Annotated in this window: 15 protein-coding genes; 10 read left to right on the top strand and 5 right to left on the bottom strand. The window is 43.3% G+C overall.

The genetic code is table 11. The annotated features are described in order from the left end of the window. Positions 1-229: 229 nt before the first annotated feature. Positions 230-3142, bottom strand: coding sequence for an FAD-binding and (Fe-S)-binding domain-containing protein (locus tag M3P07_RS05060; RefSeq protein ID WP_249968805.1), 2913 nt, complete (start codon positions 3140-3142; stop codon positions 230-232). A gap of 87 nt (positions 3143-3229) precedes the next feature. Between M3P07_RS05060 and M3P07_RS05055 the strand changes: the two genes are divergently transcribed. Next, a complete protein-coding gene (locus tag M3P07_RS05055; RefSeq protein WP_249968804.1) occupies positions 3230-3724 on the top strand; it encodes a hypothetical protein in 495 nt (164 codons plus the stop codon). Between the two features lie 99 nt (positions 3725-3823). Then, positions 3824-4933: a TlpA disulfide reductase family protein gene (locus M3P07_RS05050; RefSeq protein ID WP_249968803.1), complete on the top strand. Its 1110-nt coding sequence runs from the start codon at positions 3824-3826 to the stop codon at positions 4931-4933. 64 nt (positions 4934-4997) lie between these two features. Here the strand turns inward: M3P07_RS05050 and M3P07_RS05045 are convergent, their stop codons facing one another. Further along, complete coding sequence (locus tag M3P07_RS05045) at positions 4998-5648, bottom strand: rhomboid family intramembrane serine protease (protein WP_249968802.1); 651 nt, start codon at positions 5646-5648, stop codon at positions 4998-5000. Positions 5649-5702: 54 nt separating this feature from the next. Between M3P07_RS05045 and M3P07_RS05040 the strand changes: the two genes are divergently transcribed. From M3P07_RS05040 to M3P07_RS05030, 3 genes are all read left to right on the top strand, one after another. Beyond that, positions 5703-6599 carry a lysophospholipid acyltransferase family protein gene (locus M3P07_RS05040; RefSeq protein ID WP_249968801.1) on the top strand — a complete coding sequence of 299 codons (897 nt, stop codon included), beginning with the start codon at positions 5703-5705 and terminating at the stop codon, positions 6597-6599. Between the two features lie 105 nt (positions 6600-6704). Further along, entirely contained in the window at positions 6705-7688 is a 984-nt protein-coding gene (locus M3P07_RS05035) for a sterol desaturase family protein (protein ID WP_249968800.1), read from the top strand. Positions 7689-7762: 74 nt separating this feature from the next. Further along, the gene (locus M3P07_RS05030) at positions 7763-8302 is read left to right on the top strand and encodes a YybH family protein (protein WP_249968799.1); all 540 of its coding nucleotides are present in this window, start codon (positions 7763-7765) and stop codon (positions 8300-8302) included. On the opposite strand, the gene glmM is transcribed toward M3P07_RS05030, so the two are convergent. Continuing rightward, on the bottom strand, positions 8299-9690 hold the full coding sequence (gene glmM / locus M3P07_RS05025; RefSeq protein WP_249968798.1) for a phosphoglucosamine mutase: 1392 nt from the start codon (positions 9688-9690) through the stop codon (positions 8299-8301). The genes M3P07_RS05030 and glmM overlap by 4 nt on opposite strands. Before the next feature lie 72 nt (positions 9691-9762). Between glmM and M3P07_RS05020 the strand changes: the two genes are divergently transcribed. The 3 genes from M3P07_RS05020 to M3P07_RS05010 are packed head-to-tail and all read left to right on the top strand — an operon-like array spanning position 9763 to position 12948. Further along, a complete protein-coding gene (locus M3P07_RS05020) occupies positions 9763-10356 on the top strand; it encodes an acyl carrier protein phosphodiesterase (protein WP_249968797.1) in 594 nt (197 codons plus the stop codon). Beyond that, the gene (gene ggt / locus M3P07_RS05015) at positions 10344-12026 is read left to right on the top strand and encodes a gamma-glutamyltransferase (RefSeq protein ID WP_249968796.1); all 1683 of its coding nucleotides are present in this window, start codon (positions 10344-10346) and stop codon (positions 12024-12026) included. The genes M3P07_RS05020 and ggt overlap by 13 nt, the downstream gene beginning before the upstream one ends. A 7-nt stretch (positions 12027-12033) precedes the next feature. Further along, on the top strand, positions 12034-12948 hold the full coding sequence (locus M3P07_RS05010; RefSeq protein WP_249968795.1) for an ATP-grasp domain-containing protein: 915 nt from the start codon (positions 12034-12036) through the stop codon (positions 12946-12948). Between the two features lie 7 nt (positions 12949-12955). Here the strand turns inward: M3P07_RS05010 and M3P07_RS05005 are convergent, their stop codons facing one another. After that, complete coding sequence (locus M3P07_RS05005) at positions 12956-13840, bottom strand: LysR family transcriptional regulator (protein WP_249968794.1); 885 nt, start codon at positions 13838-13840, stop codon at positions 12956-12958. Positions 13841-13925: 85 nt separating this feature from the next. Between M3P07_RS05005 and M3P07_RS05000 the strand changes: the two genes are divergently transcribed. After that, entirely contained in the window at positions 13926-14834 is a 909-nt protein-coding gene (locus tag M3P07_RS05000) for a DUF1338 domain-containing protein (protein WP_249968793.1), read from the top strand. On the opposite strand, the gene M3P07_RS04995 is transcribed toward M3P07_RS05000, so the two are convergent. Next, the gene (locus tag M3P07_RS04995) at positions 14831-15595 is read right to left on the bottom strand and encodes an XRE family transcriptional regulator (protein ID WP_249968792.1); all 765 of its coding nucleotides are present in this window, start codon (positions 15593-15595) and stop codon (positions 14831-14833) included. The genes M3P07_RS05000 and M3P07_RS04995 overlap by 4 nt on opposite strands. 103 nt (positions 15596-15698) lie before the next feature. Here M3P07_RS04995 and M3P07_RS04990 point away from each other — a divergent pair, with 103 nt between their 5' ends. Continuing rightward, the gene (locus M3P07_RS04990; protein WP_249968791.1) at positions 15699-16301 is read left to right on the top strand and encodes a DUF4130 domain-containing protein; all 603 of its coding nucleotides are present in this window, start codon (positions 15699-15701) and stop codon (positions 16299-16301) included. Positions 16302-16305: the final 4 nt, after the last annotated feature.

The following is a 16305-nucleotide window of genomic DNA, read 5'->3' as shown; positions in this document are numbered from 1 at the left end:
AGTTGACGTTGACTTACAGTTCTTTGAGATCACCAATTTTGTATTTCGGACCAATAGACATCGAGGAAATCAAACCAAAAATATTATATAAATAATTGATAGTCAGTATAAAACAATTTAAAAATTTAGTAAAACTTTAATAATGGCCCATCCGCAAATCCATGTAAGAAGCTATATTGAATCTTTTGGAGACCTTTAAGAGATCTTTTATACTGAAAACACCTACATTCTATACAACCAAAGCCTTCCGCAAGATTGAAACCGGGTGTTCGGCATCTTTTCCGGTACCATCTTTAATCTGGTGCCTACAGCTTGTGCCATTAGCCGATATCAAGGTACCCACCCCGCTCTTCCTGACGGCAGGAAACAACTTTAGCTCTCCAATTTGCATACTGGTTTTGTAATGCTCCCTTTCGTACCCAAAGGAGCCCGCCATACCACAACAACCTGAAGCTATGATGGTCACCTTAAAATTTTTGGGAAGGTTAAGGATATCAAAGGTGACTTTTTGATTGGACAGCGCTTTTTGATGACAGTGGTTATGAATCTTGATTTGCTTTTCTTCCTGCGTAAAGTGTTCTTCGGCAATGATTCCCTTTTCAATTTCCAGAGCCAAAAACTCTTCAATCAAATACGCATTGGAAGCCAAGTTCTTCACATAATCATTATCTGGGCAAAGCCGTTTGTATTCGTCGCGAAAGGAAAGAACAGCAGAGGGTTCCAAACCAACTATGGGGGTGTTTTGTTCCAAGATGGTCTCCAATCGGGCCATGTTTACCTGTGCAATTTTTTTAGCCTGCTTCAGGAATCCTTTGGAAAGGTATGTTCTTCCGCTTTCACCAAAGATCAACTCCACATCGTAACCCAGTCTCCCCAATAGTTCTATGGCATCCTTCCCGATTCCAACGTCAAGATATTGCGTGAATTCGTCAATATATAGAACCACTTTTTTTCCGTTGGACAAATCGCCATTTTCGAATTTCTTTAAATGGGCAGCAAAGTTAAATCGATGTACTGAAGGTAAGTTTCGCTCTGGAGCTACCCCACTAACGGACTTTATTAGTCCCCCAAAAACTTTTGATTTATACACAGCGTTTGTCAACCCTGGGATTTTACTTCCCAAGGCGTTCAATCTGGTATTATGGGCAAATAGTTTGCTTCTTAGCGGATAACCATTGTTTTCTTGATATTGATATAAAAACTCAGCTTTCAATGCCGCCACATCCACATTACTTGGGCATTCACTGGCACAGGCCTTGCAGCTCAAGCAAAGGTCAAAGACTTCCTTAAGTTCCGAATGATTGAACTTGTTGGGTTTTTCGGAATTGGTCAAAAACTCCCGGAGGGTATTGGCCCTACCGCGTGTTGTGTCCTTCTCATTTTTGGTGGCATGGTAACTGGGACACATGCCTCCCTTCATCTGATGACTTTTACGACAGTCACCACTCCCGTTGCATTTTTCGGCAGCTTTTAGGATTCCTTCGCTATCGGAGAAATCCATAAGGGTCTTTACTTCGGGTTCATCACGGTCCACTTCGTAACGGAGAGATTCGTCCATGGGGAACGCATCCACTATCTTCCCAGGATTGAAGATATTGTTGGGATCAAAAACCCTTTTCAGTCGTTTTAAAAGTTCGTAGTTGGCTTCTCCAATCATTAAGGGGATAAACTCCGCCCTAACGATGCCATCGCCATGCTCTCCACTAAAACTACCTTTGTATTTTTTGGTAAGCTTGGCCACATCGGTGGTAATGGAGCGAAACAACTCCACGTCCTCCGATTTTTTTAAGTTCAATATCGGACGAAGGTGCAGTTCCCCGGCACCGGCATGTGCATAGTAAACAGCTTCCTGCCCATACCCCTTCATAATTTCAGTAAACTCTCCGATAAAATCCTTGAGGTCGTCCAATGCCACCGCAGTATCTTCAATACAGGCCACAGCCTTTCGGTCGCCCACCATATTGCCCAAAAGTCCCAATCCGGCTTTTCTAAGCTCGATGGCCTTTGCGATGTCATCACCTCGCAAAATCGGGTTGGCATAGCTCAATCCGGACTTTTCAATTGTCTTCAATAGATTATCTAGCTGGGTTTGCAGCTCCGCTTCGGTATCGGCCTTGACTTCCAACATTAAAATTCCTGCAGGGTCGCCATCCACGAAAAAACGATTGGCCAATTGGGCGCGGTTGTTCTTGGTACAATCCAAGATTACCTTGTCCATCATCTCGCATAAATGCAGACTATGTTGCATAACAGGTGTCACATCGGACAAACAATCTTCCAAGGTGTGGTAATGTGTGGCCACCATGGCCGACAATGGTGGCGGAAGATCGTCCAGTTGCAAGGTCACTTCGGTGGTAATCGCCAAGGTTCCTTCGCTGCCGGAGAGTAGTTTGGCCAAATTGAAATCCTCCGAACCTGACCCAAAAATAGTGTTGTTCAAGAGTTCATCCACTGCATAACCAGTATTCCTTCTATGTATGCTGGGATGGGGAAACTCGTCTTTTATATTTTGTTGATTTTCGGGATTGCCTAATTCCGAATCCAAAAAGCTATAAATCTCGCCTTCTTTGGTTTGTTCCTGCTTCTTTTGCTGAAATTCAAACTTGCCCAATGCTGATATCTCCACAAGGGATGCATCGGACAAAACACACTGCATGTCCACTACCTTATCCCGGGTCACTCCATATTGTATGGAAGTGGTTCCCGAGGAGTTGTTCCCTACCATTCCCCCTATCATACATCGGTTGGAGGTGGAGGTGTTCGGGCCAAAAAACAAACCAAATGGTTTCAAATGCAGATTGAGCTCGTCCCTTACCACACCGGGCTGTACCCGAACCTGCTTTTTTTGTTCATCCAAAGCCAAAATCTTGGTGAAATGTTTGGACACATCCACAACAATTCCTTCTCCCACACATTGTCCCGCAAGGGAAGTTCCCGCGGTTCTTGGAATCAATCCAAGTTTATGGGTATTGGCAAAAGTTATCAAAATCTGGATATCCCCTGTGGTTTTAGGATAGGCCACAGCTAGAGGTAACTTTCGGTAAACAGAGGCATCGGTGGCATATAGGGCCTTACTTAGCCCATCTGTTTTCAATTCTCCCTCCAATTGTTGGGCTAGGGTTTTGAATAAAGATTTTTCCAATCTGGAACAATTTTTGGTCTCCTACTCAGTTTTAATGTCAAAAAGAAGTACAAAGCTATCTTTAATTTTTAACTAAACGAGAAACTTATGAGGATTACCACATTATTTATCGGACTTTTTGTTTTTGCAACCACTATGGTAAGTGCACAGGAAATTTCTGAGCATGCCTTGGGATTGCGTTTGGGCGACAGCGACGGTTTCGGAGCTGAAATTTCGTATCAAAAGTCCATCGGAAGATATAACCGCGCCGAGTTCAACCTAGGTTGGAGGGACAGCCGCGCCTTCGATGCCTTTAAACTCTCCGGGCTTTACCAGTGGGTGCATCAATTGGACGGAAACTTCAATTGGTACTACGGTGTTGGGGGCGGACTTGGAAGTGTGGATTTTGAACCCATACCCAATGGCGCCGACAATGATGGACTGTTCGTATTTGCTGCCGGTGATATTGGAATAGAATACAATTTTGATATCCCACTACTGCTTTCGCTGGATTTTAGACCGGAATTGGGCATCTTGGGCTATGACGGTTTTGACAACGGATTCGATTTCGACATCGCCTTGGGTATTAGGTATCAGTTCTAATCTTGAGCCAATCGTATTGGGCCCTTTACTTTTATTAAAAGTTAAGGGCCTTTTATATACCACAAGGATTGAATACCTTAGCGGCTTAAATTATTTAGAATGAAAAAAATATTGACCATCGGTTTAGGTCTTGCACTCATGGTTTCATGTAATTCCAAGAAGGACGGTTATACCCTGAGCGGTACTATAACCGGTGAATTGGATAACGGTACAAGAATCTTCTTGAGAACAACCGATTCCCTAAACCAATTAATTGCTGTTGATACCGCCGTTGTAGAAAATGGAGCATTCGAGTTTGTTGGGGTTCAGAATAATCCTAAACTGCACTATGTTATGGTGGAATCTGCCATGGGCAATATTCCTTTGATATTGGAAAATGGGGACATTGATCTAAAGTTCCAGAAGGACAGCCTAAGCCATGCTAGGGTCAAGGGAACACCTCAAAATGATTTGTTCATGAAGTTTATGGGGGAATCCCGGAAACTATCAGATCGTGCCCGATCTATGCAGAACGATATGCGCAATGCGGCCCAACAACGGGATACTGCCACTGTTACCGCCCTACGCGAGGAGTACATAGAGTTTCAGGACGATGTAAAAAACTTCAATATCGATTTTGCCAAGCAAAATCCAAATGCGCTGATTTCTGTTTTGATCATCAACAACCTTATGATGGGAAAAGTAATCCCCCAGAATGAGGTGGAAGCGCTTTTCGAGGGATTGAGCCCAGAGATGAAAGCTTCCGATCAAGGTCTAAAACTCAAGGAGCAGTTGGATAATGCCAAAAGCACCGAAATTGGTGGTATAGCCCCCGATTTTTCGGCACCGACCCCAGATGGTGATTTATTGGCTTTAAGTGATGTAAAGGGGAAACTTACCCTTATAGATTTTTGGGCTGCTTGGTGTAGACCTTGTAGGGCCGAAAATCCCAACATCGTAAATGTATATAACAAATACCACGAAAAAGGATTGAACATTATCGGGGTTTCTTTGGACGCCCGTGCCGAAGATTGGACCAAAGCCATAGAGGCAGACGGTCTGGCTTGGAACCATATTTCCAACTTAAAGCGCTTTCAAGATCCAGTGGCAAGGTTGTATAACATCAATGCTATACCAGCGGCTTTTCTTTTAGACGAAAATGGCGTGATCGTTGCCAAGAATTTACGAGGAGAGGCCTTGGAGAAAAAGGTGGCCGAGCTTTTAAATTAAACGACCTCAACAATATTGGAAAACCGAAGTTAGCGCTTCGGTTTTTTTTGTATCCAAAGACTCTCTAAATCTTGCCCATTTTTTCCAATGCAAACAGAATAACAATGGGAATAGCCAATAAGACCACGATAAAGGTCTCCGTAACCAAGAGGTCCGGTTTAAAGAGCAAGGTGGTTGTATAACCTCCGATTGCTCCTCCAAAGTGGGCAGAATGTCCAATATTGCCCAATCTGCTTTTCATCCCATAAATGGAATACACCATATAACCGATTCCTAATGCATAGGCTGGAAATGAAACAGGAATAAATACAAATTGAAGTGGCATATCTGGATTCAACAGAATAGCTGCATACAAGATTCCGGTAACCGCTCCACTTGCACCCACGGCACTATAAAAAGGTTCGTCTTTGTGAAAAAAAAGTGCCAGTAGGCTTCCTCCCAACAAGCTTATAAAATAAATGATCAAGAATTTTCCAGGACCGAACCAATTGATGACCACATTGGCAAAAAAATAGAGCGTGAACATGTTAAAAAACAAATGGGTCATGTCCACATGAAGAAATCCGGAGGTAATGGCCCTATCTTTTTGACCGGCTTTAATACTACCTATGCTAAACTTATAACGGTCAAAAAAGGCGTTGTCGTTAAACCCCTTCAGGGATACCAAAACATTTGCTGCCATTATAGCAATGGTCACAGCATGTAAATTGTGCATGGACAAAAGGTTTGGATTCAAATATAGTTATAAATTTGCCCACAAGAATTACGTATGCAGCTGGTTGTTTTTATACTTGTTTACCCCCTGCTCTGGCTGGTTTCCAGACTTCCCTTTACATTGCTTTATCTCATTTCCGACGGGGTGTACCTAGTATTGTACCGTCTCATTGGATATCGAAAAAAAGTGGTGCGAAGCAACCTGGAACTGGTATTTCCAGATAAGTCAGTACAAGAGCGAAAACAGATTGAAAAGAAATTCTATCGGCACCTTTGCGATATGTTTTTGGAGATGATCAAAACCATGGGCATTTCCAATGCGGAACTTCAGAAACGGTTTGTATTTACCAATATTGAGGTACTACACCAACTGGAGGAAAAAAACAAAAGCGTAATGCTCATGTTCCCCCATTACGCCAGCTGGGAATGGGTGATTGCCCTGGACAAACATATTGCCTCCAAGGGGTATGCCATCTATCAAAAAATTGGAAACAAGTATTTCGACAAGTTAATTCGGGACATTCGACAAAAATTCGGTACCACCCTCATTTCCACCAAGGCTACCAAGGAAATTGTGGCCAAAAACAAGAAAATGGGCCAGTTGAGTATGTACGGAATCCTTAGTGACCAGTCCCCAATGGTTAAAAAAACACATCTCTGGACACCTTTTATGGGAATCACCGTACCCGCGCATACAGGAGCCGAGCTCCTTTGTAAAAAATTGGAACTCCCTGCTGTTTATCTCCAGGTTAAAAAGCTAAAAAGAGGGCATTACCAAGGCTCTTTTAAGCTGCTTTCAGAGCATCCAGGAGCGCTGGAAGAGTTTAGCTTAACAAAAGCCTTCCTCGCTGAAGTGGAGGCCTCCATCCATGAAGCCCCAGAATATTATTTCTGGACCCACAAAAGGTGGAAGCACAGGAATAAGGTCCCAGCTGTATTCCAAAATACATAGGAACCCGTCTAGGGTCGAATGGAGTAAACCATTCATTGATAAGTCCCCAAAAGTTATTGGTCTAAATTTCATGGGGATACGACTCTAAATCCATATACTTCGGATATGGAAATTTTATCAATACTATTCGAAGAGGTTCTTGGTTTTCTGGGAATTACCCAGGTTCTGGAAATTCTGAAAACCGGGGATTATAGTGCATTTAGGACCTATGACGGCATTGCATCCTTGATTTACCCCATAATTCCATTGCTGTTATTGTTGGAATTGGTCGTGGGCTTAATCTATAAAAAGCCGCAGATCAAGGTGTATAAAGTAAATTTCCTCATTTATATCTTTAATCGGTTCGTAGGGAGATTTATTTCGATTGCCATGGTTGCCTTTTGCATTGGTCTATTCAGCCAATATGCCCCATTTAAGGCCGGAAACACTTGGTATTGGTTTGTGTACGCCTATATCGTGTGGGAATTTGGTCATTTTATCTATCATTACCTTGGACATAAAGTACGGCTCTTTTGGTGTTTGCACTCTACCCATCATGCTCCGGAGGAAATGAACCTAAGTGTAACCCATGCCCATTTTTTCCTGGAAGCACCTTATGCAGATACCATACGAACCACTGTGTGTATCCTTCTCGGGGTGCAGCCCGAAATGTTGTTTACCGTGATGTTTATTGATGGCACTTACGGTGCATTTATCCATATTGGGGAAAACATAATCAAGGACGCCCGATTCGGTTTTCTGAACAAATTGATGCTCACTCCTTCCCACCATAGAGTACATCATGCCCGAAATCCGCTGTATATGGACACCAATTTTTGTAACCTTCTCAATATTTGGGATAGGGTCTTTGGCACCTATCAAGAGGAGCAAAAAAGTGTCGCGATAGAGTATGGAATCACCCGCGAAATGGATTCGGGCAGTTTTATAGATGTATATTTTGGTGAAATCGTTGCCCTTGCAAAAGATGTCGCTAAGGCACCTGGCTTGGCCAACAAATTCCTGTACTTGGTCATGCCACCTGGTTGGAGCCATACAGGAGAACACAAAACCGCCAAGGTAGTTCGGAATGCCTATCTCGAAAAAACCTAGGGTTTAAAATTTTCCTAAAGTTTGGAAGGTCCCTGTTTTGTTTGCTAAATTGAACCTAATTCAAAAACCAAAAAATGAAACAGTTAATCCCTACCCTATTATTGCTCTGTGTTACCTTTTCATTTGGGCAAAAAAAGATCGCGGTTTCCGATGAAGTCATCGCCGCCATAAAGAAAGATGTCTGGGTTCCTTTTATGGAATCATATATTGAACTAAATCCCAACAAGCTAAAATCTGTTCATTCCCAAGAAATTGTTCGGGTCACGATTGATGAAAATGAAATTAAATCGGGAGAAAGCTATCTGGAGTATTTTGGCCAATTCCTGGAAATTGTAAAAGACCGCGGCGGTAAAGTAGCCATCGCCTTTGCCATTGAATCCACCGCAATTGATGAAAGCGAGGAAATGGCCTACCAAACCGGATATTATCGTTTTAGCTCCCTTGGTAAGGATGGTGAGGAAATGGTAGTGCGCGGATATGGATACTTCAACGTTGGCTTGAAATTAGAGAACGATGGTTGGAGAATTTGGTTGGACTCCGACAAAAAGGCCGACATCTCCGACTCCGATTTCAGCAAACATAAAGTCTTGTACGAGCTGGATGGGCCTTCTTAGGCCAACCCAGCAACTTCTTTAATTTCCGCAATAATCCTATCCGCCAGGCCATCGGCATCGGCTTGGGACTTGGCCTCCGTATAGATTCGGATAATAGGTTCCGTATTGGACTTTCGCAGGTGTACCCAATTCTCTGCAAAGTCGATTTTAACACCATCCACAGTGGAGACTTCCTCGTCTTTGTACTTGTCGTGCATGGCGGTTAATAAGGCATCAACATCAAGTTCTGGTGTCAATTGGATCTTCTTTTTGCTCATGAAATAGCTGGGATAGCTAGCTCGCAATTCTGCTACCGTACCACCTCGCTCGGACATTAGCATCAAGAACAAGGCTGTACCCACAAGGGCATCCCTGCCAAAATGACTTTCAGGATAAATAATTCCCCCGTTGCCTTCTCCGCCAATAATGGCATTGTTGGCCTTCATTTTGGTAACCACGTTTACCTCCCCCACTGCTGCAGCTTCATAAGTGCCACCATGTTTTTCGGTAATGTCTCGAAGTGCTCTCGTAGAGGATAAGTTGGAAACTGTGTTGCCTTTGGTCTTTCCAAGTACATAATCGGCACAGGCTACCAAGGTATATTCCTCCCCAAACATCTCCCCATCATTGCTAATAAAGGCCAAGCGGTCCACATCTGGGTCCACCACGATACCAAAATCGGCTTTCTCCTTGACCACGAGGTCGCAGATATCTCCCAAATGCTCTTTTAAAGGCTCGGGGTTATGTGGAAAATGGCCCGTGGGATCACAGTATAATTTTATGACTTCAACGCCCAACTCTTCAAGTAATATTGGAATGGCAATACCACCTGTGGAGTTCACCCCGTCTACAACTACTTTAAAGCCACCTTTTTTTATGACCTCTTTATCCACCAAGGACAGGTTTAGGACCTCATCGATATGAATATCGATGTACGAATCATTTTTGGTAACGGTTCCCAAATCATCCACTTGTGCAAAATCAAAATCTTCTTTTTCCGCCAATTCCAAAATTATGGCACCTTGCTTGGCATCCAAGAATTCGCCCCTTTCGTTCAACAGCTTCAAGGCATTCCACTGTTTCGGGTTGTGACTTGCGGTAAGGATAATTCCACCATCGGCCTTTTCAAGAGGTACCGCGATTTCCACTGTAGGTGTCGTGGATAAACCTAAATCGGTGACATCAATTCCAAGTCCCACAAGGGTGGAAACCACTAAATTCTGGATCATATCCCCAGATAAACGTGCGTCCCTACCTATCACGACCGTTAACTGCTCCTTTCCAGAATAGGACTTTAACCAGGTCCCGTATGCTGCTGCGAACTTGACCGCATCGATTGGGGTTAAATTATCGTTCGTAGATCCTCCTATGGTTCCTCGTATTCCTGAAATTGATTTGATGAGCGTCATATTGTTAAAAAAGTTTTTGCAAATATAAACGGCTATCCCAGATTCCGTGTTTCGAATTTGTAAATTTCGTTCGTGAACTTTTTGGCCCATATATATCTATCGTTCGATGATCCCCAGATAACCTTGGGAAACTTCTTTGCCGATCACATTCGTGGGAATAAGTTCAAGCATTTCCCGGAGCGCATTCAAAAAGGAATTGTATTGCACCGAGAAATAGACACCTTTACGGATGCCCATCCCATTGCAAAGCAAAGCAGTAAAAGACTGCATAAAAACTACAGCCATTACAGCAGGGTGATCGTGGATATCTTCTACGATCATTTTTTGGCTAAAAATTGGGCTACCTATTCGGATGTGCCCTTGGAAGACTATGTGGATAACTTCTATGACCTATTGGAGGAAAACTATGCACTACTTCCCTTGGCAACACAACGAATGATGCCGTATATGGTCACAAACAATTGGCTGCTCAGCTATGCTGACCTGAAGGGTATTTCCCAAGTTTTGGACGGGATGAACCGCAGGACCAATAACAAATCGCGGATGAATTTTGCCATTTTGGACCTGGAGGTACATTACGGGGCCTTTGAAAATGAGTTTACTCAGTTTTTTGAAGAATTGATTACCTTTTCCCGACATAAATTTAAAACCCTATGCGAAGACTGATACTTGCTATCCCGCTCTTACTTTTTATTCAATGCAAACAACAACCTGCTGCTCCAACCGGATTGGTAACCGAAAAAGCCATGGTGGTCTCCGCTCGGGAAGAAGCTTCCAAAATTGGTTCCGAGGTTATGCGAAAAGGTGGTAACGCCTTCGATGCCATGGTGGCCACAGAACTCGCATTGGCCGTAGCATATCCGTTTGCCGGAAACATTGGGGGAGGCGGATTTATCGTCTATCGAAAAAACAATGGAGAAATTGGCGGCTTGGACTATCGTGAAAAAGCGCCTTTGGCCGCACATAAGGATATGTACTTGGATTCCCTTGGTAACGTAATCCCAAACATGAGCACTGTAGGTGCAACAGCAGTAGGTGTTCCAGGAACCGTAGCCGGTGTTTTTGAGGTACATGAAAAGTTTGGATCACTGCCCTTTTCTGAATTGATAGAGCCTGTAATTGCTCTAGCAGAGCGGGGAGTCGTGGTTACGGAAAAGCAGGCGAAACGCATTGAAAGTTACCATGATCGTTTTGTTGAAGTGAACGGGGACAGTACCAAGTTTGCCCAAGCCTTTAAAGCTGGGGATACCATAAAATACCCGATGTTGGCCAAGACCTTGACCGCAATTAAGGAAAAAGGGAAAGATGGTTTTTATAAAGGAGAGGTCGCTGAAAAGTTGGCAAGTTTCATCCAGGAACAGGGTGGCTTTGTTACTGTGGAAGACCTTGAACGCTATGAAGCCAAATGGAGAGATCCCGTGGTGTTCAACTACAAGGACTTGCGCATGATTTCCATGAGCCCTCCTAGTAGTGGCGGGGTGACCATCAATCAGATATTTAAGATGATCGAACCCCATAACATCGGAAAATATGATCATAACACCGCAAGACCCATACAGCTGTTTACCGAAGCCGCCCGAAGGGCGTATGCCGACCGAAATTACTTTTTAGGTGATCCCGACTTCGTTGACATTCCGTTGGGTGTGCTTTTGGACGATACCTATCTACAAAACCGGATGAAGGATTTTTCTTTTGATAATGCTACGCTCTCCTCAGCCGTTGGCCATGGGGAGGTTGAAATCGTTGAGAGTTCGGAAACCACCCATTACTCCATCGTGGATGCACAAGGCAATGCCATTTCGGCAACGACCACCTTAAATGGGGGATTCGGTTCTAAGCTCTATTCAGAGGAATTGGGCTTCTTTCTTAACAATGAAATGGACGATTTTAGCTCCAAACCAGGGGTTCCCAATATGTTTGGATTGATTGGTGCCGAGGCTAATAGCATCGCCCCTGAAAAACGAATGTTGAGCAGCATGACCCCGACAATTGTGGAAAAGGATGGCCATTTATACCTCGTTGTGGGCACACCAGGAGGATCTACCATAATTACAGCCGTCGCCCAAACCATTTTAAATGTCCATGAGTTTAATTTAAGTATGCAAGAGGCAGTTAACGCTCCGCGATTCCATCATCAATGGCTTCCAGATTATGTGGTTTTTGAGCCGGACGGATTTTCAAAAGAACTCATTGAGGAACTTAAATCCAAAGGGTACAAAATCAACGAAGAAAGAACTCCCATTATGGGAAAAGTAGATGCCATCCGGGTGCTTCCCGATGGAAAATTGGAAGGTGGTGCCGATAGACGAGGTGATGATACTGCAGTGGGATTCTAAGTAAACTATGGAGTTTGATGTTGTAATTATTTCTGCGCCCGGATATTTTGTTTCCAACGGGGAATCCCAATTATTGGACAATGTAGTATGGGAAGACCAACTGGTAGTTGAGGCTCTTGTCCAACAGGGGTTAAGAGTCACACGAATATCTTGGGATGATCCCAATTTTGACTGGTCCTCCACTCAATTCGCCATGTTCCGATCTACCTGGGACTACATTCACCGGGTAAATGAATTTACTTCTTGGATGGAAAGAACTGCATTGCAAACCCAGTTTATCAACTCCAAAAAATTGATAGACTGGAACATGGACAAACACTACCTTCAGGATTTGAACAAGGCCGGGGTCCATATTCCAAAGACTCGATTTATAGAAAAGGGTTCGAGCTCTTCTTTGGCGGAGGTTTGCAAATTGGCAAAGGAGTCTTTTGGATTCCACTCCTCAAACCTCGTCCTAAAGCCCTGCATTTCCGGTGGAGCTAGACATACCTATAAAATCGCATCGAATCAAATGGAGGATTATGAAGAAATTTTTGCATCCTTGATTCAGAACGAAGCCCTAATGCTCCAAGAGTTTCAGGAGAACATTGTTCAAAAAGGTGAAGTTTCGCTAATGGTGTTCAACGGTCATTACACCCATGCTGTTTTGAAAGTGGCCAAACCAGGGGATTTTAGGGTTCAGGATGATTTTGGGGGAAGTGTTAAGGCTTATGAACCCAGTGAGGAAGAAATCCAATTTGCGCTAAAGACCGTCCAAGCTGCTCCAGAACTTCCCATGTATGCCCGTGTGGATATTTTCAGGGACAACGAAAATCAACTGGCCTTGGCAGAGCTCGAAATTTTTGAACCCGAGCTTTGGTTTCGACGTCATCCTGAGGCCGCTGCTGTACTCGCTAAAAATATCAAGGACACTCTTTTTTGAAATCGCTTTAACCAAAAAGTAAATCCAAGAAGTGCTTTAGGCCACTTTTGGCATTCTCCGGATTCCAAACAGCAAAAAGGGAAGTTGTAAAAGGGACATTATCCAATTCAATAAAGCGGATTTTATAGTTTTTATCATCCATCAAGGATTTGGGCACAATGGAAATTCCCATACCACTTTCCACCAATTTAAAAATGGTAGGGCCATGAATGGAACGATGGGAAATGCTGGGTGTAAAGCCAAAATGTTGACACAACTTGATAATCTGCTGGTAGTACATCTGACTTTGTTGGTTGGGGAAAAGAATAAACTTTTCTTCCGAAAATTGACCAATATCCTTAAAATTCTGTGCAGAAATTGTGTGATTTTCAGGGAGCACCATACAAAGGTTTTCAGTATACACTGGTTTACAGTTCATTCCTTGAGGGGCTTGATTGGAACGTACAAAACCAACATCCAACTGCTCGGCTTCCAAGGCTTGCAATTGGGATTGATTGTTCATTTCATCCAAGGAAAATTGAGTTTGTGGGTGCTTTTCGCTAAACTCTTTGATCAAGGGGGGTAGAAATTCCCGCATGGCAGAACCCACAAAACCTATTCGGATAACCCCCTCGATTTCTTCCAAGGCCAGTTTCCAGTTTTCTAGGGAATCACTCAATTGATGTGTCACCTGTTGGGCCGCTTTTTTAAACAACTCCCCCGCCCTATTCAGTTCCACCCTTCTATTCGTTCGGTCAAATAGCGGACGTCCCACCAGATGTTCCAATCGCTGTATCTGTTGACTCAGGGCAGATTGGGAGATGTACAGTCGTTCAGCAGCTCTTCCAAAGTGGAGTTCCTCGGACAAGGCCAAGAAATATTCCAAATGACGAAATTCAATTTGATTAGTCAATCTTATTATTTATGATAAAATTATTATTGTAAACGATTAAATGTACAATTAATTTTGCCTTGAAAATCGTTTAATACCACATTTTATGACTACTACCGAGCAAACGCCCTTGGACACAATAATGGATGCGCTTTTTACACCCTACAAAAATCGGGTGGCCGATGTGGACAGGATTGTTTCAGCAATGATCCAAAACAAGCTTATAGCCAACGAGGACAGTATCGTTAACGACCATATTGCATTTAGAACCTTGGGCGTACCCAATTTGGGCATTGCCTCGTTTGAAAAAATCTTTCTCCATTATGGATACAAAAGGATGGCACCCTACCATTTTCCGGAAAAGAAATTAAATGCCTACTGGTACGCACCTCCAGTTGAAAGACTCCCTAGAATATTTATCAGTGAACTTCGGGTTCAGGACTTGTCCACCCAAGCCCAGGATATCATAAAGAAATACACGGATCAAGTACTTGTAGACCCTGTGGATGAACTGGACCTTGCCAACCTTGAAGCTGTAGGCAAATTTTTCCACAAGCCATTGTGGTCTCTTCCAAGCTTGCAGGATTACAATCTCCTTTTGGAAGAAAGCGAATATGCAGCCTGGGTGATTTACAATAGGTATTACCTAAACCATTACACCATCAGTGTCCATGAACTACCCGGAGATTATTCCTCCTTGGAAAATTTCAATGTCTTCTTGGAATCCATCGGGGTAGTACTGAATTCTGCTGGAGGTAAAGTAAAGGTAAGTCAGGATGGGCTATTAAAACAAAGTAGTTCGGTGGCCCAAATGGTGCAAGCGGAATTTGCGAAAGGGGAAAAAACGAATATTGCCGGAAGCTATGTGGAGTTCGCAGAACGTCTTACTTTGCCTGAATTCCACAACATTCCAAAGGAACAGCTTTCCCGGAAACATCGAAGGGATGGCTTTGAAGCGGCCAACGCGGACAAAATCTTTGAAAGTACCTATACCGAACAGACCCAAAAGAACTAGTTCGGCTTGGATTGCCCTACTTGTTGCTTCAATTCCTCCATGGATTGTTGCAACTGGCGTAGTAGTCCAGTTTCTGTAGAGGCCTCCAAATTAAAGGTAAGCTTGCTACTTACCTCCCAAATTTCCTGTATTTGGAACGGCTTGATTTCGTAAGGAGGATACGTTTCGTTAAGGGAAACTAAAGTAATGTTGTTGGAATTAGGGCGTTTTTCAATCTTTTTGACCAACACCGCATCTTGGAGCACCACGACATAAATTTTGTTGGCACTAACATGATCAATGTGCTCTATGGCCCTGGCCAACACCCAATCGTCTGGTCTTAAATTCGGCAACATACTGTCTCCTTCCACCTGAAAACCGCGGTATGTGGCATTTCGAAATTCAGGAATGGGTAAATCAAAAGCCGGTAATTGTCGGTACCAACTTGTATCGGCAATATTTTGTGGATAGCCTGCTGCTGCTTTGGCGTTTACCAGCACCATGTTTTCCTGATCCGCACTATCTACGGTGACCACTTTAGGAATCACACTGGTTCGGGAAGTCTCCAAGTGTTTTTCCTCACTTTCCCCAAACAGCCACAAAGGATTAATGTTGAATTGACGTAAAAGTTCAGCGACCACCTTCCCGGACAACTTGGTTCTCCCCCGTTCGATGTCTGCCGTAGTGTTGGAAACTCCCAACAGTTTGGCAAATTCGGCCTGGGTATGCCCCAAATCCCTTCTAATTTCAATAAATCGCTTTAGTGTCAACTCGTTTTCCATATCCCAAATATATTGAATTTGGATTATTTCCAAAAAAATATTTGGAATATTTCCATAATTAGGATTTATTCCATATTTTTGGACAAATTACAAGAACAGTGACATGGGTTCCAGCAAAACAATTATTTACGACGGCAGTTTCAACGGGTTTTTGACCTTAATTTTTAAAGCATTTGACCATAGGTGGTTCATAACCGATATTCAAAAGCAAGGTTATGGGAGCAATGAGCTTTTTACCAACATCGCTTATATAAAGACTGATGTTGCCCTGGCCAAAAAGGTCTGGCACGGCATCAATCAGAGAAACCATACGGCCATCAAGCGAATCTACTATGCATTTTTGAGCGAACGTGAACATGTGGAGTTAAACCTTTACCATTATATATGTTACTTAATGGGAAAAGTCGACCCTGAAGTGAATATTATCGAGGTCATGGATTTTTTAAATCCCATTGCCCAAAAAGTTGAAAAAGAAAAAAGAAGAATGGAAGCCTTTGCCCAGTTTCAGTTGACCAAGGCTAGCGGGGAAGTGGCCCATATAAAACCCAAATACAATGTCTTGCCGCTTCTTTCCAAATACCTAAGGCAATCCAATAAAGGAAAGGAATGGGAAATTTTTGATGACAAGCGCAAATATGGGGTCCGGTATAGTGCTGTGGGCTTGGAACTGACGTCCAACAAAACCGAAGTTCTAGCCGCCGTATAGGCCT

The sequence above is a fragment of the Flagellimonas myxillae genome (assembly GCF_023502235.1).
GTDB lineage: Bacteria > Bacteroidota > Bacteroidia > Flavobacteriales > Flavobacteriaceae > Flagellimonas > Flagellimonas myxillae.
This window is presented reverse-complemented; position numbering and strand designations above follow the sequence as displayed.